Annotated in this window: 21 protein-coding genes; 18 read left to right on the top strand and 3 right to left on the bottom strand. The window is 33.6% G+C overall.

Annotated features, from left to right (window positions below; all coding sequences use genetic code 11):
- The first annotated feature begins 32 nt into the window (after positions 1-32).
- From AABL87_RS14450 to AABL87_RS14435, 4 genes are all read left to right on the top strand, one after another.
- The gene (locus AABL87_RS14450; protein ID WP_006257249.1) at positions 33-578 is read left to right on the top strand and encodes a GNAT family N-acetyltransferase; all 546 of its coding nucleotides are present in this window, start codon (positions 33-35) and stop codon (positions 576-578) included.
- A 306-nt stretch (positions 579-884) separates the two neighbouring features.
- Positions 885-1862, top strand: a complete 978-nt coding sequence (locus AABL87_RS14445) for a pyruvate dehydrogenase complex E1 component subunit beta (protein WP_006257250.1) — start codon at positions 885-887, stop codon at positions 1860-1862.
- Between the two features lie 73 nt (positions 1863-1935).
- The gene (locus AABL87_RS14440; RefSeq protein ID WP_341277534.1) at positions 1936-4425 is read left to right on the top strand and encodes a DUF5686 and carboxypeptidase-like regulatory domain-containing protein; all 2490 of its coding nucleotides are present in this window, start codon (positions 1936-1938) and stop codon (positions 4423-4425) included.
- A gap of 83 nt (positions 4426-4508) precedes the next feature.
- A complete protein-coding gene (locus AABL87_RS14435; RefSeq protein ID WP_006257253.1) occupies positions 4509-5036 on the top strand; it encodes an inorganic diphosphatase in 528 nt (175 codons plus the stop codon).
- A gap of 61 nt (positions 5037-5097) precedes the next feature.
- On the opposite strand, the gene AABL87_RS14430 is transcribed toward AABL87_RS14435, so the two are convergent.
- Positions 5098-5589 (bottom strand): DinB family protein, encoded by a 492-nt coding sequence (locus tag AABL87_RS14430; RefSeq protein WP_006257255.1) that lies wholly within the window; start codon positions 5587-5589, stop codon positions 5098-5100.
- Positions 5590-5877: 288 nt separating this feature from the next.
- Here AABL87_RS14430 and AABL87_RS14425 point away from each other — a divergent pair, with 288 nt between their 5' ends.
- The 4 genes from AABL87_RS14425 to porT all read left to right on the top strand — a co-directional run bounded on the left by AABL87_RS14425 (position 5878) and on the right by porT (position 9660).
- Positions 5878-7326, top strand: a complete 1449-nt coding sequence (locus AABL87_RS14425) for an alanine/glycine:cation symporter family protein (protein ID WP_006262853.1) — start codon at positions 5878-5880, stop codon at positions 7324-7326.
- Positions 7327-7381: 55 nt separating this feature from the next.
- Entirely contained in the window at positions 7382-7942 is a 561-nt protein-coding gene (locus AABL87_RS14420; RefSeq protein ID WP_341277533.1) for a GNAT family N-acetyltransferase, read from the top strand.
- Positions 7943-8132: 190 nt separating this feature from the next.
- On the top strand, positions 8133-8861 hold the full coding sequence (ubiE, locus tag AABL87_RS14415) for a bifunctional demethylmenaquinone methyltransferase/2-methoxy-6-polyprenyl-1,4-benzoquinol methylase UbiE (protein WP_006257258.1): 729 nt from the start codon (positions 8133-8135) through the stop codon (positions 8859-8861).
- A 1-nt stretch (position 8862) separates the two neighbouring features.
- Positions 8863-9660, top strand: a complete 798-nt coding sequence (porT, locus tag AABL87_RS14410; protein WP_006257259.1) for a type IX secretion/gliding motility protein PorT/SprT — start codon at positions 8863-8865, stop codon at positions 9658-9660.
- 49 nt (positions 9661-9709) lie between these two features.
- On the opposite strand, the gene AABL87_RS14405 is transcribed toward porT, so the two are convergent.
- A complete protein-coding gene (locus AABL87_RS14405) occupies positions 9710-10444 on the bottom strand; it encodes a TrmH family RNA methyltransferase (RefSeq protein WP_016650200.1) in 735 nt (244 codons plus the stop codon).
- 78 nt (positions 10445-10522) lie between these two features.
- On the opposite strand from AABL87_RS14405, the gene tamL reads away from it, so the two are divergent.
- Genes tamL through accD form a run of 3 tightly spaced genes read left to right on the top strand, consistent with a single transcriptional unit; the run spans position 10523 to position 15064 of the window.
- Complete coding sequence (gene tamL, locus AABL87_RS14400) at positions 10523-13051, top strand: translocation and assembly module lipoprotein TamL (protein ID WP_341277532.1); 2529 nt, start codon at positions 10523-10525, stop codon at positions 13049-13051.
- Between the two features lie 46 nt (positions 13052-13097).
- Positions 13098-14165: a class II fructose-bisphosphate aldolase gene (fbaA, locus tag AABL87_RS14395; RefSeq protein WP_341277531.1), complete on the top strand. Its 1068-nt coding sequence runs from the start codon at positions 13098-13100 to the stop codon at positions 14163-14165.
- 44 nt (positions 14166-14209) lie between these two features.
- Positions 14210-15064: an acetyl-CoA carboxylase, carboxyltransferase subunit beta gene (gene accD / locus AABL87_RS14390; protein ID WP_006257264.1), complete on the top strand. Its 855-nt coding sequence runs from the start codon at positions 14210-14212 to the stop codon at positions 15062-15064.
- Between the two features lie 70 nt (positions 15065-15134).
- Here the strand turns inward: accD and AABL87_RS14385 are convergent, their stop codons facing one another.
- Complete coding sequence (locus tag AABL87_RS14385; protein ID WP_253114408.1) at positions 15135-16382, bottom strand: ABC transporter permease; 1248 nt, start codon at positions 16380-16382, stop codon at positions 15135-15137.
- A 192-nt stretch (positions 16383-16574) separates the two neighbouring features.
- Here AABL87_RS14385 and purH point away from each other — a divergent pair, with 192 nt between their 5' ends.
- The 7 genes from purH to AABL87_RS14350 are packed head-to-tail and all read left to right on the top strand — an operon-like array spanning position 16575 to position 24280.
- A complete protein-coding gene (purH, locus tag AABL87_RS14380; protein WP_006257266.1) occupies positions 16575-18101 on the top strand; it encodes a bifunctional phosphoribosylaminoimidazolecarboxamide formyltransferase/IMP cyclohydrolase in 1527 nt (508 codons plus the stop codon).
- 53 nt (positions 18102-18154) lie between these two features.
- A complete protein-coding gene (locus tag AABL87_RS14375) occupies positions 18155-19183 on the top strand; it encodes a rod shape-determining protein (RefSeq protein ID WP_006257267.1) in 1029 nt (342 codons plus the stop codon).
- 9 nt (positions 19184-19192) lie between these two features.
- Positions 19193-20023 (top strand): rod shape-determining protein MreC, encoded by an 831-nt coding sequence (gene mreC / locus AABL87_RS14370; protein ID WP_006257268.1) that lies wholly within the window; start codon positions 19193-19195, stop codon positions 20021-20023.
- The gene (locus AABL87_RS14365; RefSeq protein WP_006257269.1) at positions 20016-20540 is read left to right on the top strand and encodes a hypothetical protein; all 525 of its coding nucleotides are present in this window, start codon (positions 20016-20018) and stop codon (positions 20538-20540) included. The genes mreC and AABL87_RS14365 overlap by 8 nt, the downstream gene beginning before the upstream one ends.
- Positions 20537-22417, top strand: a complete 1881-nt coding sequence (gene mrdA / locus AABL87_RS14360) for a penicillin-binding protein 2 (RefSeq protein ID WP_006257270.1) — start codon at positions 20537-20539, stop codon at positions 22415-22417. Before AABL87_RS14365 ends, mrdA begins: the two co-directional genes overlap by 4 nt.
- A 17-nt stretch (positions 22418-22434) precedes the next feature.
- Positions 22435-23688, top strand: coding sequence for a rod shape-determining protein RodA (rodA, locus tag AABL87_RS14355; protein ID WP_341277530.1), 1254 nt, complete (start codon positions 22435-22437; stop codon positions 23686-23688).
- A gap of 49 nt (positions 23689-23737) precedes the next feature.
- A complete protein-coding gene (locus AABL87_RS14350; protein ID WP_341277529.1) occupies positions 23738-24280 on the top strand; it encodes a hypothetical protein in 543 nt (180 codons plus the stop codon).
- Positions 24281-24584 lie beyond the last annotated feature (304 nt).

Raw genomic sequence — 24584 nt, 5'->3', positions numbered from 1 at the left:
AAAAAAAGCGGAGTACACAAAATGAAAAGAAGATGAGACTAGAAACAGAAAGATTGATTTTGCGCCCTTGGGAAGAGTCAGATGCAGAGAGTTTATATTTATACGCAAAAGACGAGCAAGTAGGTCCAGCAGCAGGTTGGCCAGCCCATAAAAGTGTAGAAGAAAGTAAAGCAGTAATCAACAACGAATTTGCACACCCAGAGATATACGCCGTAGCTCTAAAAGACACTAATGAAGCGATAGGATGTATTGGTTTATTAATCGGAAAAAACAGCAACTTTGACATTTCTGAAAACGAAGCAGAAGTAGCCTACTGGATAGGTGTACCACACTGGGGCAAAGGCTATATCCCAGAGGCACTTGAGCGATTAATCAAACACGCATTCGTAGACCTTAAGATGGTAGACCTCTGGTGTGGATTCTACGAAGAAAACACAAAATCACTACGTGCACAATCTAAGTGTGGATTTACATTCGCTTATAAATCAAAAAACAGATACGACAAATACTTTAAAGACGACCGTATCGAAGTAATCACTAGATTAAAATACGAAGACTGGTTACAATCTCAGCAATAACACTTCACCCTTCTATCTCTATAGGAGGGTTTCTTTTGATTGGGCATATAGAGATGGCGTAACACCATGAGTTAGGAAATCTCAACGATACAACGATAAACTATAAAAGCTAAAATACTACAACACCTTCAACTAAAGGCGTATAATATTAAAGAATTGTAAATCAGAAATAAAGTAGGTTATAAAAAATATAATAAAAGAGGACGCATAAGATTAAAACCTATAAAACAATAAAACAGATACTCAAGATAAAGATATTTTTTCCTATTTTTGCTTTCGTAAATTAATTACACAAAATAGAAAATTATGAGAACGATTCAATTTAGAGAGGCCGTGTGTGAAGCGATGAGCGAAGAAATGCGTCGCGACGAATCAATATATTTAATAGGTGAAGAAGTAGCTGAATATAACGGTGCTTATAAAGCTTCTAAAGGTATGTTGGACGAATTCGGTCCAAAACGTGTTATCGATGCTCCGATTGCAGAGTTAGGATTTGCTGGTATTGCAGTTGGATCTGCAATGAATGGTAACCGTCCTATCGTTGAGTTTATGACTTTCAACTTCTCTTTAGTAGGAATCGACCAAATTATAAACAATGCTGCTAAGATGCGTCAGATGTCTGGTGGTCAATTTAATATTCCTATCGTATTCCGTGGACCTACTGCATCTGCAGGACAATTAGGTGCAACTCACTCACAAGCTTTTGAAAACTGGTATGCTAATGTACCTGGATTAAAAGTAGTAGTACCATCTAACGTATATGACTGTAAAGGATTATTAAAAGCGGCTATCCGTGATAATGACCCTGTTATCTTCATGGAATCTGAGCAAATGTATGGTGATAAAGGTGAAGTGCCAGAAGGAGAATACACTATCCCATTAGGAGTAGCTGATATTAAGAGAGAAGGTACTGATGTAACTATCGTTTCTTTTGGTAAAATCATCAAAGAAGCTTATAAAGCTGCTGATGAACTAGCTCAAGAAGGTATCTCTTGTGAAATTATTGACTTGCGTACTGTACGTCCATTAGATCAAGAGGCTATTCTTAAATCTGTAAAGAAAACAAATCGTCTAGTAATTCTAGAGGAGGCTTGGCCATTTGGAAGTATTTCTTCTGAAATTACTTATATGGTACAAGAGCAAGCATTCGATCATTTAGACGCTCCTATCCAAAGAATCACGACTGCTGATACACCAGCACCATATTCTCCAGTATTACTACAAGAGTGGCTACCTAACGCTAACGATGTAGTGAAAGCTGTAAAAAAAGTACTTTACAAGTAAAAAAAATAACGTATATTTGATAGACTCCATCTTATGCTAAGATGGAGTCTTTTTTTATGAATACTACTTTACTATGAAAAATAAAGTTAAGTTTCTATTATTATTTCTACTCGTTTCAGCATTTAGTTGGGGACAAACCAAAGTAAGTGGGAAAATAATTGACGAAAACAACTTAGAGGTGCCATTTGCTAGCGTTTACTTTAAAAACTCTACTGACGGAGTTATTGCTAATGAATCTGGTAAGTTCTACTTAGAATCAACCAAAACATATAACACTCTAGTGGTGTCTTTCGTTGGTTATAAAACACTAGAAATTCCGTTAGAGGGAAAAACGAATCTAGATCTAAAAGTCGTTCTACAAGATGACAACACCTTAGATGAAGTTAAAATCTATGCTGGTAAAACTTCTAAGAAGAATAACCCTGCCTTAGATATTCTACGTAAAATATGGGAGCGTAAACGCAAGAATGGTTTATATATGTTCTCTCAATACGAGTATGATAAATACGAAAAAGTAGAGTTTGACTTAAACAGTATAGATAGCGTATACCAGAAGAAAAAACTATTCAGAGGTATGGAGTTCATCTTCGAACAAGTAGACACCAACCGCATTACAGGGAAGACATACTTACCTATTTTTATCAATGAAAATATAGGTCAGGTATATGGTGATAATAGAAACGGTAAGAAAATCGAAAAAACCTTAGGAAACAAAAACTCAGGTTTTGATACGAATCAACATATTATCGAATTCGTTAAAGACCTATACGCTGAGTATAATATCTACAACAATTATATCAAGATATTCGATAAAGACTTCGTCAGTCCACTATCTCGTACAGGTATTAATGTGTATAACTATGTACTAGCAGATAGTGCTTATATAGATGATAAATGGTGTTTTAATATCGTATACTACCCTAGACGTAAAGGAGAACTAACATTCAAAGGAGACTTCTGGGTGAACGACTCTACATTCGCAATCAAGAAAATTAATATGGAAGCGAGTAGAGATGCAAATATTAACTGGGTTAAAGAGATTTATATAGAGCAAGAATTCGATGTTCTAAATGATTCTGTATTCCTATTGACTAAAGATCACTTCATGTCTGACTTTGCCCTTTCTAAAAGAGAGAAGTCTAAAGGGGTCTATGGTAAGCGTACTTCTATCTATAAACATCACAAATTTGATATAGAGCATCCTGATGAATTCTATCAAAAGAATGTGAATGTATATGATGAAGGAATCTATAAAAGAGATGAAGACTTCTGGAAAAGTTATCGCTTTGAATCATTAAGTAAAGACGAACTAGGAATCTATAAAATGCTAGATACATTAAAAACAGTACCTAAGTTTAAGTTCCTATTTGATCTATCATCTACTATAGCGAGTAACTACTACAATATCGATAAGTATAAATTTGACTACGGACCTATCTTTTCTACTTTTGGATATAACGATATTGAAGGGTTGCGTTTGCGTGCTGGTGGAAGAACTTACTTTGGTCCGAATGACAGATGGAGATTAGAAGGATATGGTGCATACGGATTTAAAGATAATCAGTTTAAATATGGCGTAAGTGCTAAAGTACTATTGCACAACGATAGTAGATTAATCTTATTCGGAGGAAATCGTAGAGATATAGAGCAAATAGGTGTGAGTCTTACAGAGACAAATGATGTATTGGGAAGAAGTTTTGCTTCGAACTCTTTATTTGCAAGTGGAGATAATACGAAATTGACTAAAATTAATCTTTCTACAGTAGGTTTAGAAATAGAACCTGTCAAGAACTTAAAGTTTAGTACTTCGTTTAATTATAGAACACTAAGAGCGGCATCAGACTTATTTAACCTAGACTACTACGAGGATAAAGAGAATAATATCATCGCTAACGAAACAAAACAGTCTGAGTTTAACCTAACTGCTGAATATACACCAAAACGAAAAACAATAGGATACGGTGTAGATAGAACAGATGTAGATAAAAAATACCTACGTATGTTCTTAAAGTATACACAAGGGTTCAAGGGTGTGATAGATAGTGACTTCGAGTATAAAAAAGTTCAATTCTATGCTAGAAAACCTTTATTGTTAGGAGGTTTTGGTACATTGACACCTACATTCGAAGCAGGGAAGACATTCGGAGAAGTACCTCTAGGGTTATTAAGTGTTGTACCTGGTAACCAGTCGTGGTTTAATATCGAAAATACGTTTGCGAACTTAAACTACTACGAATTTGTTACTGATCAATATGCATCATTGCATTTAGAGCACAATTTTGGAGGTCGTTTATTCTCACGTATTCCATGGTTAAGAGATTTCAATTTACGTGAGATCGTAGGAGTTAGAGGAATATACGGAAAAGTCTCACAAGAGAACATAGATTTAAATGCATCAGGGCTACAATACAAGGCACCTAGTGATGTGTATTATGAATATTATATAGGTGTAGGTAATATATTTAAAATCTTTAGACTTGATTTAAGTTGGAGAGGAAATTACCTAGATATGCCTGACGCTAGAAAGTTTGCTATTAGAGGATCTTTCGGAATTTATTTCTAATAATTAATCTAAAACTTGTTATAAACAAGTAATTAGAGTACTTTTGCACACGATTTTTAGAAATAAGATTTAAATAAAAAAATATGAATACATTCGAAACTTTTGATGCATTTGTTGAGATTCCAGCAGGCAGCAGAAACAAATATGAGTATGATTTTGATTTAAAAAGATTGCGTTTTGACCGTCTTTTATATTCTAACATGAGATATCCAGCTGATTACGGATTCATTCCAGAAACATTAGCTTTAGATGGAGATCCTCTAGACGTACTTGTAATGTTCACTGAGCCATCTCTTCCAGGAATGGTAGTAGAGGTAAAACCTGTAGGTGTTTTCTATATGGCTGATGATAAAGGACAAGATGAAAAAATCTTATGTGTACCTGTATCTGATCCAATCATGAATAAACTAAACGATATTCAAGATGTAAACGAGCACTTCAAAAAAGAAGTAGAACACTTCTTCAAAGTATACAAAGACTTAGAAAACAAAACAGTTACAACTGATGGTTTTGGAGATAAAGCAGCTGCTGTTCAACTAATCAAAGAATGTACTGAGCGTTTTGAAAAATTAGAAAACAAAGCTGAAGGTTTATTCAGCATCCGTTACTAATAAAATATAGTAAGAGAGCCACTCAAATGAGTGGCTCTCTTCTTTTATATCTACTACTTAATTATTTTTTATCTAAATATCTTTCTAATAAGATATCTATATGGTGTAAAGTATGACCATAGTTAAGCCTACCGATCTCTTCTACAGAGAGTACATAATGAGCCATTTGGTTTTTTAAAGCTAAAGCTTCTGTTGTAAAACCTTTAAACTGATAATACACACTCTTCATCAGTGTGATATATTCTTCTCTTAAATCTTGAGGTTCTTTACATTCCCCTTTTGAATTATCTACATACAGATTCTCATCAAATCCACTTAAGACACTTGTGTCCTGACGTGCGATATGCAAGGCACGATAACTAAATATACGTTCACAGTCTATCAGATGCTGTATCAGTTCCTTTACCGTCCACTTCCCTTCTGCATAAGCATAATCCCATTTATGTTGTAAGGTTACTTTATCCATTACCTCTAAGACAATAGGGATACGAGCTAATAATATCTCTTCTAAAGGCAATCCTTCTGAACGTCGAATGTAATCTGTGTGTGACATAGAGTTTATTTATAAGGTTTAGTCTGGTTATTTGTCTATCCAAAGTTAAAAAATGTCTTCATTAGTTATCGATATTTTTTACAAACAAAAACACAATACTTCACCGAAATAGCTTCATAAATAAAGTAAGATTTAGAAAGAATGATTTTAAATTTAAAAAAAGATAATTTTAACACCTTTCAATACTTAAAATTTTCTTAATTTCCACAAATATAAAACAAGCATATCTCTACTTAATAACAAAGAGATGTACTACAAACACACACAACAAAAAGCACAAACAACACAATGGAAGAAATTATTAAATTACTAAATGACTTAATTTGGTCTAACATTTTTATTGCACTCTGTCTATTAGTAGGACTTTATTTTACGATTACAACAGGATTTATACAGATCAGATACTTTCGCCATATGGTGAAATTACTTTTTACAGAAGGTTCTTCCGATAAAGGGGTAAGCCCATTTCAAGCCTTTAGTATGGCTATCGCTGGACGTGTAGGAGTAGGTAATATCGTAGGAGTAGCTACCGCTATCGCTGCCGGAGGTCCTGGAGCTATCTTCTGGATGTGGGCTATTGCCTTCTTAGGAAGTGCATCTGCTTTTATAGAATCTACATTAGCACAAATTTACAAAGTAGATAAAAATGGTCAATACGTAGGAGGTCCAGCCTTCTACATCGAAAAAGGAATGAAGAGTAAAGCATTTGCCCTATTCTTCTCTATCGTAACTTTAATCAGTTGTGGTCTATTCTTACCGAGTATCCAAAGTAATAGTATCGCCGTAAGTATGCATTCAGCTTTCTCTATCCCTACATGGGTTAGTGGTATTGCTATTTGTTTATTCTTAGGATTTGCAGTATTTGGTGGAGCGAAGAAAATGGGATTAATTGCTCAGATCATTGTACCTTTTATGGCTAGTGCATATATTATCATGGCTGTCATTATTATAGGGTTAAACATACAAGAGGTACCACACATCTTTGCTTTAATATTTAAATCTGCCTTTAACTTAGAGTCTGCTTTTAGTGGAGTCTTCGGTGCTGCAATCGCATGGGGTGTAAAAAGAGGTATATATTCTAATGAGGCTGGGCAAGGTACAGCACCACACGCTTCAGCTGCCTCTGAGACATCTCATCCTGTAAAACAAGGATTAGTACAAGCTTTCTCTGTTTATGTAGATACCTTATTCGTATGTACAGCAACAGCCTTAATGATCTTATTTACAAATTCGTATAACGTGATAGATGAATCAGGGACTTATATAGTAGAAAATATGCCCGGTGTAGAAGCTGGAGCTGCTTATACGGTAAAAGCAGTGGCAACACACTTTCCTGTATTCGCTTCTCAATTCATTGCTATAGCACTAACTTTCTTTGCTATCACTACAGCTATGTCTTATGTGTTCATCGCTGAATCAAACTTCGAATACTTAAGTAAAAAGAAAAACATTATCCTAAGATGGATCATGCGTATCATCATATTAAGCATTGTATTCTTTGCCTCTACTAGTGAACCAAGTATAGCATGGGGAATCGGTGATATCGGTGTAGGAGCTATGGCATGGATTAATATCATCGCTATCTTTATCCTAAGAAAACCAGCATTAAAGGCTTTAAAAGATTATGTAGCACAACGCAAAGAAGGAAAAGATCCTGTGTTCGAACCTAGTAAAATAGGTATAGAGAATGCTTCTGAGGAATGGGATAAAATAAATGAACGAAGAGCACATCAGTAATAATCACGAGTTCTCTTAAACTTTCTTACCTTTGTACTAATTCAAATTAAGAAAAATGCATTATACAATTAGACCTGCAAAAAGAGAAGATTACGACGTAGTTCCAGAATTAATGCTACAAGCAATGGAAGATATTGTCTTCACATTTATCCAAAAAGAAGACATCGAAGAAGCCATTAACTTTCTAACTATTATGTTCCGTAAACCGGGGAACTTATATAGTTATGAAAACACTTTCGTAGCGATAGATGAAGAGGGTGATATCGTAGGTTCTATAACTGGATATAACGGAGATGACTTTATCACGTTAAGAGAGCCTGTACTAGACCTAATGAAGCAACAGTATAATAATGACATGATACCTGAACCAGAAACCACTGGTGGAGAATATTACTTAGACACTGTAGCTGTATCTCCTAAAGTACAAGGTAAAGGAGTAGGTAGCCACTTACTGAAACATGCTGTAGACTATGCTAAGTCACAAGATCATAAACAAGTAGGACTAATTGTAGATTTAGAAAACCCTAGTGCAATGAAGCTTTATTCTCGACTAGGATTTAAACAAGGAAATCAACTAGAGTTTGCAGGTGGTGAATACTACCACATGTATATCTAACCTCATACAGATAAACCTGAGCATGTGTTCAGGTTTTCTTTTTTTTCAGATCCCCCTATTCTTTGTTTTAGACAATAGATCATTGTCTTTATCTACTTCCTTATTTAAAAAGCATTTATTCTTCATTTTGACACAAAACGAAACTTCTCATTTGGCTTTTAATAATTATATTTGTCAAAAATAAAATACAATGTCAAAAAATATTACTCCATACGAAGGATCTGAATTAGGCAAGAAACAACAAGTCGAACAAATGTTTGATACTATTTCTGGCAATTATGATAACTTAAATAGAATGATTTCTCTTGGTACTGATCAAGGATGGAGACGTAAGGTATTAAAGTTAGTATCTGAACAAAAACCAACTACAATATTAGACATTGCTACTGGTACTGGTGATTTAGCTATTCTGCTATCTAAAACAGAAGCTACTAAAATCACTGGACTAGATTTATCCGCTGGAATGCTAGAAGTAGGTAAACAAAAGATCAAAGCGTTAAACTTAGATAATAGAATCGAAATGGTACAAGGAGACTCAGAAAACTTGCCATTTGCAGACAATACTTTTGATGCTATCACAGTAGGTTTTGGTATTAGAAACTTCGAAGACTTAGAAAAAGGATTGTCAGAAATACTTCGCGTATTAAAACCTGGAGGAATATTCGTTATTCTAGAAACTTCTGTTCCTACTAAATTCCCATTTAAACAAGGATATTTCTTCTATACGCAGAATGTAATGCCGTTCATGGGTAAATTGTTCTCTAAAGACCAAAAAGCTTATAAATATTTATCTGACTCTGCAAAAAACTTCCCTTTTGGAGAAGCTTTAAACAATATTTTAAGAAAAGTTGGGTTTAAAGATGTAAAGCATCTTCCACAAACGATGGGAATTGCTACGATATATTCATCTTCAAAATAATATGAAAAGACTAATTGTATTTTTTTTAATCCTATTCGTTAGCTCACAGTCTTATGGGCAATGGATATTTGGTAGAAACCCGATGCTTAACAAAAGAGATTGGGACAAACAGCGTGTCCATTGGGGCTATTACTTAGGAGTCAATTCATACAATTACAAGTTTGATTATAATGCAGACTATTATCACAAGCTACAAGCATTAAAAGAAAAATACCCAAATGACTATACTGAAATACAAGTAAAGTCTTCTATGGGATTTAATGTAGGACTTGTTGGGAACTTGCGTATCATGGAGCATTTAGACTTGCGCTTTGAGCCAGGACTAACATATGCAAAAAGAGAATTGTCTTTCCCTAGAGCGCTTATCTATGATTATTATGCTACACAGCACAATAATCCAGAACCTTCTGAATATGAATTAAACAGTTCTTCGGTCAAGTCAACTAGTGCTACATACCTACACTTCCCTTTATTATTAAAATTCTCTGCTCTGAGAACTGGAAATATACGTCCTTATGTCTTAGGAGGTTTTTCTTTGGACTTAAACTTAGGAAGTAATAATAAAGTAGATAGCGATAACTATGAGGGAGTCTGGCGAGTAGAGAAGCTTACAGCTAACTACGAAATAGGGGTAGGTATCGACTTTTATTTTGAATATTTTAAATTTTCTCCTTCTATTAGAGGGGTATTTGGAATTAATGATGAATTAATCAGAGATAAAAATGCGCAAAGCCCATGGACTGGAAATATAGAATCAATGAAATCTAGAGGGATATTTGTCAACTTTACCTTTCATTAAAAGCAGATATAAAAAAGGGAACTTGATCAAGTTCCCTTTTTTTATATGCTTAAAAATTATGTCTTCTAAATTCGCTTAGTACAATAGAGGCTGCCATAGCTACATTTAAACTTTCTGTCTGCTGTAAATTTCCATAACGAGGAATCGCTATTCTCTCTGTTACTAGATTTTCAATAACATTCGAAATACCATTAGCTTCGTTTCCCATGATGATAATTCCTTTATTCGCCACTGTTTTCTGATAGATATTATCTCCATCCATAAAAGTACCGTAAATAGGGAGCTCCCCTCCTGCTCTAATTAATTCTGGTAACTCTCCATATACAAGATTAACACGAGCAATTGACCCCATTGTAGCTTGTACCACTTTAGGGTTATAGACATCTACTGTCTCACTGGTACAAATAATATGCTTGATCCCAAACCAATCACATAATCGTATAATAGTCCCTAGATTACCTGGATCTCTAATATCATCTAAAGCAACGATAAGATCACTATAATCTACAGACTCTTGTTCCGTGCAATGAAATACAGCCAAACAATTAGAAGTCGTACTCAGCGCAGACATCTTTTTTAAATCTTCTTTACTGACAATAGAAACCTTCGACTGAGGAACATTAAACTTCAGTTCTTCTGTACAATATATGTGCTCTAAAACCAACGAAGACTTCACTAATTCTCCAACCACCTTAACTCCTTCTGCAATAAAAAGTTGGTGTTCTTTTCTATATTTTTTCTGATGTAAACTCTTAATTAATTTGATTTGGTTTTTCGTAACCATAAAAAACTGTATTTTTGACTAAAAATTGACTATACTACTTTGAGCAGATTTTTACCAAAAATACTACTATTTCTATTAATGAGCATAAGTTTTTTTGCATGCTCTATCACGGAGCAGGTTCCAAACGACCGTGCTCTATTAATGGATAATACCATTCTCGAAAATGGTAAAAAAATATCTAAAGAAGAGGTTATGGCGCAGCTATACCAACACCCGAACAGCACTTTTCCCATGACTAATATGAGGTTAAGACTATATCTGTACAATCTGGCAAAGCCAAATGCTGATTCACTATATCAAATATGGTTAAAAGAAAACCCTGGTAAAGAAAAGGTAATGGAGAGTGTTCTTTCTAAGAAACAAGTTGACCGATTAGGAGAGTCTTTTATTATATCTGGGATTAATAACTTCCTATTAAAAACAGGAGAAGCACCTGCTTTATACGATAGCCTGAGAACAAACAAATCTAAGATTCGTCTAAAAAACTACTATTTCAACAAAGGTTTTTTTGATACAAAAATTACAACTCAGTTAGATACCACTGGAGTAAAAAAAGTAAAAAACACATATAGCATTACTACAGGAGAACCGTATGTAATAGATAGTATTAACGCTAATATCAGTACGAAAGCTTTAGAAGATCTATACCTTAAGTCTCTATCAAAATCAAAAATCAAGAGCAATACTGTATTTGATGTTAAAAACTTCGAAGAAGAACGAAAAAGATTAGCTACAGACTTTAGAGATAATGGTGCGTATCATTTTCAAGAATTAAATATTCGCTATGAAGTAGATACTATTATCAATAAAAAAAACAGAGCGAATATAGAATTAATCATTGATCCTAGAACAGTAAAGTCAGGGGATTCATTAAAAGAAGTTCCGTTTAAAATATATACGATTAGTGACGTAAATATCTTCACAGATAATAGTTCTAAAAACAAAGAATACGTCTTAGATAGTGTTCACTATAACAACTTTAATATTTATAGTTCTACAAAACTTCAGTATAAGCCAAAGGCACTTACAGATGCTATATTTATAACAAAAGGAAGTACTTTTAGTGACTTCAGAAGAGTATTAACCTCTCGCTCTATCAGTAATTTACGTACTTTTAACTATCCTGTTATAGAATATGTAGAAGATAAAAGAGATACTACTGGACAATCATTAATCAGTAATATCTACCTAACATCTCGTAAAAAGATGACTTTCAACCCATCATTTGATGTTACTCACTCGAATATTCAAGATTTTGGTATTGGTGGTAGTATGGGGTTACTGTTCAGAAATGTTTTTAGAGGAGCTGAGATATTAGAAATCAACTTAAAAGGATCATTAGGTTCTTCTCGCCAAATGAGTAACCCTAATGATGTGTTCTTCAATGTAACAGAATATGGTGGAGATGTTAAACTAACTTTTCCACGACTATTATTTCCAATAAATACGGATAGATTAATTCCTAAAAGTATGCTACCAACAACTTCTATGAGCTTTGGGCATACTAAACAAAAAAATATTGGGCTAGACAAAAACAGCTTAACTGCTATAGTAAACTATACATGGCTACCATCAAGAAGGAATAGCTTTAGTGTGGATTTAGCTAATATACAATACATTAGAAATACCAACCCTAGTAATTACTTCAGTGTTTATAAATCATCTTATACTAGATTAAATGACCTGTCTAAAAACTATACTACTATCAATCCAGACTATTATGATCAGAATGGAAATCTAACGATAGCTGAAGGAGGAAGTAATCTATTTATAAAAGATGCTCTAGATACAAATAATCCTCTAGGTATCTCTGCTCAAGATCATCAAGAGATAAGAAGTATAGAAGAAAGACGTATACGCCTATCTGAAAACAACTTAATTATAGCGAGTAATATCACTTTTACGAATACGACTAGAACTAATCTATTAGATAACAGCTTCTATACGCTAAAAGCTAAAGTAGAGTCTGCAGGTGGTCTTATGAACTTATTAATGCAAAATACAAGTTCTAAAATAGGACCAACAGGAAAAAAAACAATAATGGATGTAGAGTTTTCTCAATATGTAAAAACAGAGGTAGACTTCGTTAAATACTTTGATCTAGGCAAAAAACGTGTTGTTGCAATGCGTGCTTTCGCTGGTCTAGCAGTACCTTATGGCAACTCCAATTCCATTCCATTCACAAGGAGTTATTATTCAGGAGGATCAAATGACAATAGAGGATGGCAATCTTACCGATTAGGTCCTGGGCAAAGTGGAGGTATCAATGACTTTAACGAAGCGAATATGAAATTGTTCTTCAGTACTGAGTATCGTTTTAACATAGGAGGGAAATGGTATGGAGCACTTTTCGTAGATGCCTCAAATATTTGGAACGTATTTGATGATATTAAAGATAATACCTATACCTTTAACGGCATTTCTTCATTAAAAGATATGGCAGTAGCATCGGGATTAGGATTGAGATATGATTTTAGTTTCTTTGTATTCAGATTAGATATGGGATTCAAAACATATAATCCTGCACAAGATAAAGGACAAAAATGGTTCAAGGAGTTTAGCTTAAAAGAATCAGTCTTAAACGTTGGAATTAATTATCCATTCTAATTCAAATAATAATTAGTATTTTTGTACAAAATTTAAACACACAACTATGGCTCATAATATTAAACCAGGAGTTGCTTTTGGCGACCAAGTTCAAGAGATTTTTAGATATGCAAAAGAAAAAGGTTTTGCACTACCAGCAGTAAATGTAACTAGTTCAAGTACTATCAATGCAGTATTAGAAACTGCTGCTAAATTAAATTCTCCAGTGATTATTCAGTTTTCAAATGGAGGAGCATCTTTTATGGCAGGTAAAGGGTTGTCTAATGAGAATCAAAAATCAGCTATCATAGGAGCTGTTGCAGGAGCAAAACATGTACATGCATTAGCAGAAGCTTATGGAGTAGCTGTTATTCTACATACAGATCACTGTGCAAAAAAACTATTACCTTGGATAGATGGCTTATTAGAAGCTGGTGAAGAACATATGAAACAATATGGTAAACCTCTATTTAGTTCACACATGATTGACTTATCAGAGGAGCCTATTAAAGAAAATATTGAGATTTCTAAACAATACTTAGAGCGCATGGACAAACTAGGTATGACATTAGAAATAGAATTAGGAATCACAGGAGGAGAAGAAGATGGAGTAGATAATACGGATGTAGATTCATCTAGATTATATACTCAACCTGATGAAGTAGATTACGCTTATGAAGAACTATCTAAAGTAAGCCCTAGATTTACAATCGCTGCTTCTTTCGGAAACGTACACGGGGTATATAAACCAGGTAACGTAAAACTGACTCCTATCATTCTTAAAAACTCTCAAGAATACGTAGCGAAGAAACACAACTTAGGACACAATCCTGTAGACTTCGTTTTCCATGGTGGATCAGGTTCTTCTGTAGAAGAAATCAGAGAAGCTATTGGCTATGGTGTTATCAAAATGAATATCGATACAGATACTCAGTTTGCCTACACAGAAGGAATTAGAGACTATATGTCTTCAAAAATAGACTATTTAAAAACTCAAATAGGTAACCCTGACGGTTCAGATATTCCTAACAAGAAATATTATGATCCTAGAGCATGGGTTAGACAAGGAGAATTGACTTTAATCGCTCGCTTAGAGCAAGCTTTTGAAGATTTAAATAACGTAAATACGTTATAATTCCCCCCTTGCTTTCAAATTAGTATAAACAAAAGAAACATTTTATGGCTTGGTTTAAAAGGAAAGAAAAAGGTATTCAGACGCCAACAGAAGACAAAAAAGATATTCCAAAAGGATTATGGTATAAATCTCCGACTGGAAAGATAATTGATCAAGATCAGTTAGAACAAAATTTATGGGTGAGTCCAGAAGATGGATATCACGTTCGTATTGGTAGTAAAGAATATTTTGAAATTCTTTTTGACAACAACGACTACAAAGAAATAGCCAAAAGCCTTTCTTCAAAAGATATTTTGAAATTTGAAGATACTAAAAAGTATGTAGATCGTTTAAAAGAAGCAATGACTAAAACACAATTAAAAGATGCTGTTAAAGTCGCTGTTGGTCAATCAAAAGGAGAAAAATTAGTAGTTGCTGCAATGGACTTTGCTTTTATTGGGGGTTCTATGGGATCTGTAGTAGGAGAAAAAATAGCACGTGGTATAGACTACTCATTAAAAAATAAGATACCGTTCTTAATGATTTCAAAATCAGGAGGAGCTCGTATGATGGAAGCAGGTTTTTCATTAATGCAAATGGCAAAAACATCTGCTAAATTAGCGATGCTAAGCGATGCTAAAATTCCATACATTTCATTATGTACAGATCCTACAACAGGAGGTATATCAGCTTCTTTCGCTATGTTAGGTGATATCAATATAGCTGAACCAGGTGCATTAATTGGTTTCGCAGGTCCACGTATTGTAAAAGATACAACAGGTAAAGACTTACCTGAAGGCTTCCAAACTTCTGAATTTTTATTAGAACACGGATTCCTTGATTTCATTACACACAGAAGAGACCTGAAAAAGAATGTAAATCAATACTTAGATTTGATACTAAATAGACCAATGAGATAATTCTCAGGTTTAATATAAAAAAGGATACTAGTTCTATAATTAGTATCCTTTTTTTTATCTATGTTGGTTTCTATCCTCCCATTCTAATGGCTTCTACAGGATCTAACTTAGCTGCTGATCTCGCAGGTAAATATCCTGACAATACTCCTATAAAACCAGATAAAACTAGTCCTACAAAAATATTAGAAAGACTTAATACAAATGCAAAGTCTAATAAACTAGTCACTAAGAGACCTATGCCCCACACCATGAATATTCCAACTAGTCCTCCAATAAGTGATAATACAACTGCTTCAAATAAAAACTGAAACAATATAAAATGTCTCTTCGCTCCAATCGCTTTTTGAATACCAATAAGATGAGTACGTTCTTTAACAGATACAAACATAATATTAGCTATACCAAAACCTCCCACTAATAAAGAAAAACCACTAATTATCCATCCTACAACATTCATTTGACCTATAATCTTCTCTATCATATCTAACATCCCTCCGAATACATTGATAAAGAAATTATCATCCTCTCCTTCTTTCAATCCCCTATACAATCTTAATTTCGCTGCTATTTCATCTTCAAACTGTTTAATATCTACATCTTTACTAGGTTTAAGAATCACTACGGTAGTAGATGCTAAACTATTATCGCCAAACATTTGTCTCATAATATTCACTGGCATATAAACACTCTCATCTTGACTCCCTCCAACGCTTATAGATCCTTGCTTTTCAATAACACCAATAACTGTAAAACGCTTACCATAGAGTCGAACATACTGTCCTACTGGATCAAAATCCTCAAATAATGTATTAGCTACTTCATGCCCTATCACTACCACAGGAACACCATTTGTTGCCTCTGATTCATTAAAAAAACGCCCGTTAACCACTTTCACATTATCCAAAAACTGCATATCAGAAGAACATGGTCTCATAATAACTTCTGCATAGTTCGCACCAAACTTCATCTGTTCAGACTTAGTAAAATAATTAAACGATGCATACTCTACATTGGCTAGATTTCGTTTAAGATAATCGTATTCGTCATACTTCATCTTTGGATACCGCTCATACTTCCATTTAGGAACTTCGGTTGGCCCAAAAGAACGATCGAAAACATAAATCATATTTCGATCAAAACCACTCAATTCACTTTTAATATTCCTATCCATCGAATCTACTGCTGCTAAAACAGCTATAATCGAAAAAATCCCAATAGTAACACCTAGAAAAGAAAGTGCAGTACGAAGCTTATTAATACGTAACGCATTAATTGCAAAACTAAAACTCGTGGATAAAAGTCTTAAATACACTCTCATAAGGCTAATCGCTTTTCTTTATAGATATAACATAACTCCCCTAATCTTGTCAACAACACAAAAAACAGAGAGATATTTTTCTAAATTAATCAATATTAGAAATAAAATAAAAAGAAAGTTAAAAAACTTCTTCATTAAACTTTATTAATACCTAGACAATAGTTACTTTTGCGCATTGACAAAAAACACAACATGAGCACAACTAAAAAAATTCAATCAGCCCTAATTTCTGTTTTTGATAAAAATGGATTAGAGCCAATCGTAAAAGAGTTACACAAGCACAATGTAACTATCTATTCTACTGGTGGTACAGAAACATTTATCAAAGAGTTAAACATACCTGTAGTACCTGTAGAAGACGTTACTTCTTACCCTTCTATCCTAGGAGGAAGAGTAAAAACATTACATCCTAAGATCTTCGGAGGGATTCTTAATAGACAAGATCACGAAGGAGATATTGCTCAAATGAAAGAATATGAAATCCCACAAATTGATTTAGTAATTGTGGATTTATATCCATTCGAAAACACTGTAGCATCTGGAGCACCTGAAGCTGATATTATTGAAAAAATAGACATTGGAGGTATTTCTTTAATCAGAGCTGCTGCTAAAAACTTTAAAGATACAGTAATCGTACCTTCTGTAAACGAATACGAACTATTCTTACAGATGATTCAAGAGAATAATGGGGCGACTACTTTAGAAAACAGAAGATTATTAGCTACAAAAGCTTTCCATGTTTCTTCTCATTATGACGGAGCTATTTTTAACTATTTCAATACAGACGAAACAGTGCTTAAAATTAGCCAAGCGAATGGAAATGAACTTAGATATGGAGAGAATCCTCACCAAAAAGGTCACTTCTTCGGAAACTTTGATGCCCTTTTTGACAAGTTAAATGGAAAAGAACTATCTTACAACAACCTACTAGATGTAGATGCAGCTGTAAACTTAATGAATGAGTTTAAAGGTGAAGCTCCTACATTCGCTATATTAAAACACAATAATGCATGTGGTGTAGCACAAAGAGGTACAATGAAAGCAGCGTACTTAGATGCTCTAGCTGGTGATCCTACTTCTGCATTTGGTGGAGTTTTAATTGCAAATAACACTATTGATGTAGCAACTGCTGAAGAAATCAACAAATTATTCTGCGAGGTTGTAATCGCTCCTGCATACGACGAAGCTGCTATTGAGATTTTAAAAGAAAAGAAAAACAGAATTATTTTAGTAATAAAAGAAACTGAACTTCCTAAGAAACAAGTACGTACTTGCTTAAACGGAATTTTAGTTCAAGATAAAGACAATATTACAGACAATAAAGAGCTATTAACAAACGTTACAAAATTATCTCCTTCAGACAAGGAAATAGAAGATTTGTTATTTGCTTCTAAAATCTGTAAACACACCAAGTCAAATACAATTGTATTAGTAAAAGATGGTCAACTGTGCTCTTCTGGTACAGGACAAACCTCTCGTGTAGATGCTTTACGTCAAGCAATCGAAAAAGCTAATTCATTTAACATAGAACTAAAAGGTGCTGTTATGGCTAGTGATGCATTCTTCCCTTTCCCTGACTGTGTAGAAATAGCTCACAACGCTGGAATTACAGCTGTAATCCAACCTGGAGGGTCTATAAAAGACGATTTAAGTATCAATTATTGTGATGAAAATAATATCGCTATGGTTTGTACAGGAATTCGTCATTTTAAACATTAATTTACTACTTTTGTAAAGCATTAAAATATTAACTATAAAAGCCTTTTAATTATATGGGATTTTTTGATTTTATGACTGAGGATATCGCTATAGACCTTGGAACAGCGAATACCCTAATCATCCATGGAGGAAAAGTTGTGGTAGACAACCCTTCTATTGTTGCCCGAGATAGGACCACGGGTAAAATTATTGCTGTCGGAAAAGAAGCAAGCTTGATGCAGGGAAAAACGCATGGTAATATCAAAACAATTCGCCCATTAAAAGACGGAGTTATTGCTGATTTCGATGCTTCAGAAAAAATGATAAGCCTCTTTATCAAGAGCATTCCTGCATTAAGAAAAAAAATGTTTACACCGGCATTACGTATGATCGTATGTATTCCTTCTGGAATAACAGAGGTAGAAATGCGTGCTGTAAAAGAATCTTGTGAGCGTGTGAATGGTAAAGAGGTTTACCTTATACATGAGCCTATGTCTGCTGCAATTGGTATTGGAGTAGATATTATGCAACCTAAAGGTAACATGATTGTAGATATCGGAGGTGGTACTACTGAGATTGCTGTTATTGCCTTAGGAGGTATTGTATGTGATAAATCTGTTAAAATTGCAGGTGATGTATTCACTAACGATATCATCTATTATATGCGTACACAACACAACTTATTCGTTGGAGAAAGTACTGCAGAAAAAATCAAAATTCAAATCGGAGCAGCTACTGAAGATTTAGAAACTCCTCCAGAAGATATGCTAGTTCAAGGGCGTGACCTATTAACTGGTAAACCAAAACAAGTAACTGTATCTTACAGAGAGATCGCTAAAGCTTTAGATAAATCTATCCAACGTGTAGAGGATGCTGTAATGGAAACATTATCTCAAACTCCACCAGAACTAGCTGCTGATATCTATAATACTGGTATTTATTTAGCAGGTGGAGGTTCTATGCTTAGAGGTTTAGACAAACGTATTTCTCAAAAAACAGACCTTCCTGTATACATTGCAGAAGATCCGTTAAGAGCAGTTGTAAGAGGTACTGGCCTAGCAATCAAGAACATTGACAAATACAAAAGTGTATTGATCAAATAAAAATAACTTATGCAGCAGATAATCAATTTCTTTATAAAAAACAGTACTAAGCTACTGTTTTTGCTGCTTTTAGTCATATCATTCGGGCTAATAATACAAACGCATACTTTTCATCAAAGTTCGTTTATTAGCTCAGCGAATGGTGTGACTGGTTATGTCTATGAAAATGTAAACAACTTTAAGGAGTATATGCATTTAAAAACAGAGAATGACGCTCTTGTTTTAGAAAATGCACACCTAAAGGCCATCGCTTTCAACAATACTACTGCACAAGATTCTATAGAAATTAGAAACTTAATGCCAGAAGAAAGACAAGAGTACTCTATTATAGTCGCTAAAGTAATCCGTAATACTTTTAATACTAAAGAAAACTATCTTACCATAAAAGGTGGTTCTAAACAAGGTATTGAAAAAGATATGGGGGTGATTAATAGTAATGGAGTGATCGGAGTTATAGAAAAAACATCTAAAAACTACTCTACAGTACAAAGCATCTTAAACGTTAAATCTAAGATCAATGCTAAAATAAAAGGTACGAATCACTTCGGTCCTCTAGAATGGGATGGAAAAAACACTGGATATGTTAATTTATCTGATATACCAAGGCTAGCTGAGATTTACAAAGGAGATACTATTGTTACAGGAGGTATATCTACGATATTCCCTGAAAATATTCCTATTGGAGTAATCGAGAAAGCATATACTAATGAAACTTCAAATTACTTTACAATTTCTGTTCGCTTGTTCAATGACATGACGAACCTTGGTTATATATACGTAATTAAGAACAAAGATATTGAAGAAATTAACCAACTAGAAGCTGAAACAAAAGATGAATAGTGTTGCATTTTCAAATATTGCTCGTTTTATTGCGTTACTAATCGCACAGATTCTTATTTTCAATAATATAGATCTATTTGGTTTTATAAACCCATTTCCATATATATTATTTATTATCCTATATCCTACAGACAACAATAAAGCTGTCTTTTACCTAACTAGCTTTTTTTTAGGTCTTATTGTAGATATGTTTGAGAACTCTGGTGGAATGCACGCAGCTGCTAGTTTAATTCTAGCCTTTGCTAGACCATCTATACTAAAGTTCTCCTTCGGGATCAGCTATCAATATCACAATTTAAATATCATCAAAAAAATCACTAAAGATATTTTTAAATCTCTGGAGGTTTTTGGTTATATTTCAATATCCGTTGTTATACATCACATTATTCTTTTTGGATTAGAATTCTTTAGATTTAATTTTATCTGGGAGATTCTTTTAAGAACTGTACTAACAACTATAACTACACTACTAGCGTGTATTTTGATATTATTTCTGATTAAACCGTCAAAAAAATGAGAAAGCTTTTATTACCCTTAATTATTATAGTAGTTACTATTGTAGTACTAGCTAGATTGTTTTTTTTACAGATAATAGACGATACTTATATTAAAAAGTCAGAGAATAACGCTTTAAAAATTGTTTACGAATATCCTGAAAGAGGATATGTCTTTGACAGAAACAATAAATTACTTATAGCGAACCAACCTTCTTATGATATTATGGTTGTTCCTAGAGAAGTTAAGAATATTGATACTCTAGCTTTATGCAGTTTACTAGATGTTACTTATGACCAGTTTGTTTCTAAATTAGAAAAAGCAAAGGTATATAGTCCTAGACTACCTTCTATTTTCTTACCTCAATTAAGTAAAGCTGAATATGCTGCCTTTCAAGAAAAAATAAGACACTTCAATGGGTTTTATATTCAAAAAAGATCTCTAAGAGACTATCAAGTATCTTCAGGAGCAAACCTTTTTGGGTATATCCGTCAAGTAAATGAACAGAATATAAAGTCTAATTCATATTATAAATCAGGTGACTTGATTGGTATACAAGGTATCGAACAAGAATATGAAGAGACATTAAGAGGTACTAAAGGTGTAAAATATATTCAAAGAGACCGTTTTAATAGAGAAATAGGTTCTTTTAAAAATGGAATATATGACACTTTAGCCGTAAAAGGAGATGACATTATTCTTACAATAGATAGTGAACTACAGGCTTATGGAGAGTTATTAATGCAGAATAAAAGAGGGGGTATCGTTGCAATCGAACCTAAAACAGGAGAAATACTAGCTTTAATTAATGCTCCTAGTTATGATCCTGCTCTACTCGTTGGAAGAGAACGCTCTAAAAACTATACTGCACTATATAATGATTCACTTGCTAAACCATTGTATAATCGTGTATTATCAGGAGAATATTCTCCAGGATCCCCATTCAAAATACTTACTGGTTTAATAGGTTTACAAGAAGGTGTTATTAATGAACATACTACTTTTGCTTGTAATAGAGGTTTCTATTATGGTAAAGGTGCTTGGATGGGATGTCATGATTCTGGTCATTGGAATTTAAACATTGCTATTGCAAAATCTTGTAATACGTACTTCGCTAATACTTATAAAAGAGTAATAGAGAAATATAAATCACCTGCTGAAGGAATCAATAAATGGAGTGAACATTTACATTCATTTGGATTAGGTCAATTCTTAGGATATGATCTACCTGAAGGAAGAAAAGGACATATCCCTGATGCCGACTATTACAACAGATGGTATCCAAATGGAGGATGGAAAAGTACGACTACTATTTCTAACTCTATTGGTCAAGGAGAAGTTATTATGACTCCAATGCAATTAGCCAATGTAATGGCTGCTGTAGCTAATAAAGGTTATTACTATACACCTCATATCATTAAAAACATAGAACATCACGACATAGATAAAAAGTTCACTACTAAAAATATCACATCAATAGACCCACGTCATTTTGAACCTATTATAAAAGGAATGAATGATGTATTTAATATTGGTACTGGTCGTTCTGTGAGAGTAGATGGCTTAGAAATGTGTGGTAAAACAGGTACTGTAGAGAACTTTACTAGAATCAATGGTAAACGTTACCAATTAACCGATCACTCTGTATTCGTAGCATTCGCTCCTAAAGATGATCCTAAAATAGCAATTGCTGTATTTATTGAAAACGGATATTGGGGAGGTAGATGGGCAGCTCCTATTACTAGCTTAATGGTTCAGAAATATCTTCTACCTGAAATAGTAAGAACTGATTTAGAAAAACGAATGTTAGAAGGAAGTTTGAAAAATGAATATGACAAAGTGCTTCATCTTTATGACACGTCAGATAAACCTAAAAAAACACATAGAATTAATATATAGCTTTAGATTAATCAAAAATGAAAAACGTTAGTGTTCAAAAAAACATAGATTGGATATCAATACTTCTGTATATGCTTTTAGTCATAGCAGGGTGGATTAATATCTATTCGGCTTCTCTACCTGCAGAAACCACATCTATTTTTGACTTAAGCCAAATCTATGGTAGACAACTAATGTTTATTATTTTTTGTATTCCACTTATTATATTGATTGTATCCATAGACACTAAGTTCTATGAGAAGTATGCTATGGTTTTCTATATCATTGGGCTACTTTCCATACTTGGTTTATTTGTATTTGGTAAGTCAGTAAAAGGTCAAACGAACTGGTATCAAATAGCTGGTTTTGGTATACAGCCCTCAGAGTTTGTAAAAACTACTACTGCCCTGCTACTCGCTAAATTTTTATCAGATAGTCAATCCCATTTAAGTTCTTTTAAAGAACAAATTATATCTTTAGTTATCATCGGTGTACCTACTCTATTTATATTAAAACACGATACTGGTAGTGCTATGTTATTCGTTTCTCTCGTATTTGTTTTGTACAGAGAAGGACTGCCTAGTTGGTACTTATGGACTGGATTTATAACAATCATTCTATTTGTCGCAGCACTTGTAGTAAAACCAGGTATCATCATAGCTGCTATACTTGCAATAGCGGCATTACACTTCTATTTAAACAAAAAGATTACTCGTAACCCTTTAATATATATTATACTTGTTGTAATCATGTCAGCCTTCGTATTCTCTGTAGACTACGTTTATGATGAAGTACTAGAACCTCACCAAAAAGACAGGATTAATGTATTAATAGGTGAAGACGTTAACTTACAAGCTGAAGGATACAACCTTAATCAATCCAAAATAGCCATTGGATCAGGAGGCTGGACAGGGACAGGGTTCTTAGAAGGAACTCAAACAAAAGGAGGATTCGTACCAGAACAACACACAGACTACATCTTCACTACAGTAGGAGAAGAATGGGGGTTTGCTGGTGCTTCTTTTGTAATCATTCTATTTGTCTGCCTATTTTTCAGATTAATACACTTAGCAGAAAGACAGAAAAAAATATTTAACCGTGTTTATGGTTATTGTGTTATCTGTTTTCTGTTTATACATTTCGCCTTTAATATTACAATGCTTATTGGACTATTCCCTACCATTGGTGTACCCCTACCATTCTTTTCATATGGAGGTTCTAGTTTAATGGCATTTACTGTATTACTTTTCATCTTTCTAAAGCTAGATGCTAATAGAATTAATGAATGGTAAATACATACTCACGAAACAAATATTTAATACAATTCACACAAACAAAACAATGAAAAACAAAATGCTATGTGCTGCTGCAATATTTGTAGCAACAACATCTGTGGTTAAAGCTCAAGAAATTAAAACTACTGATCTAAAAGAGATCCCTACAGAACACACTTCACTTGAGTCATTAATTGATGAAAAGAAACTAGTTGAAGAAAGCTTAAAACTTGAAGAAATTAAACTTCAAAATGAAAAGGATACTGCTAAAAGGTTAGAACAAGAAAGAAAAATAGCTAAAGAGCAACAAAAAGAAGAATTAAGAGCGCAGAAACAACTAGAAAAAGAGCATAAAGCTGAGCTAAAAAAACAAAAAGAAATAATCAAAAGCCAAAAAAGAGTTAGTAAACAAACTTTGAAACTTCAAAAAGCAGAAGATAAGTACAACGCTAGAAATAGCAAATACGTACAAAAAAAGGCTTCTGGTAAACTTACTCCTATTGAAGATTTAAAGTTCAAAAAAAAATTACTTGACTTACAAACGAATATCAAAACCCATGAATTAGAACTAAAAAAACTAACAATGGAGTTTGAGGCAATCAACAAATAATACATAAAGCTCACTTCTATGAAGTGGGCTTTTTATTTTCTTCCTATCCTCTCTTCAATCACCAACACAAAGACACACAAGCCCCCTTAAGAACGTTCTTTATACACTTACACATAATTAATCAATGATTAAATACTTCTCTTAAAACTCTTTATTTTAGCAGTGAGCATTATTTTCAAATGTATTTTACTTTTTAGATTGACCAAACTTTTTGCGTAGTCCCCAACTTTTGTCACTGATCCACTTTTTGGGATCAACGTTAAAAGTTGGGGAGGAAAGTGTAAAATAATATCTTTGTGCTATG

Source organism: Myroides sp. C4067, from assembly GCF_038039665.1.
GTDB classification, from domain to species: domain Bacteria; phylum Bacteroidota; class Bacteroidia; order Flavobacteriales; family Flavobacteriaceae; genus Flavobacterium; species Flavobacterium odoratimimum.
This window is presented reverse-complemented; position numbering and strand designations above follow the sequence as displayed.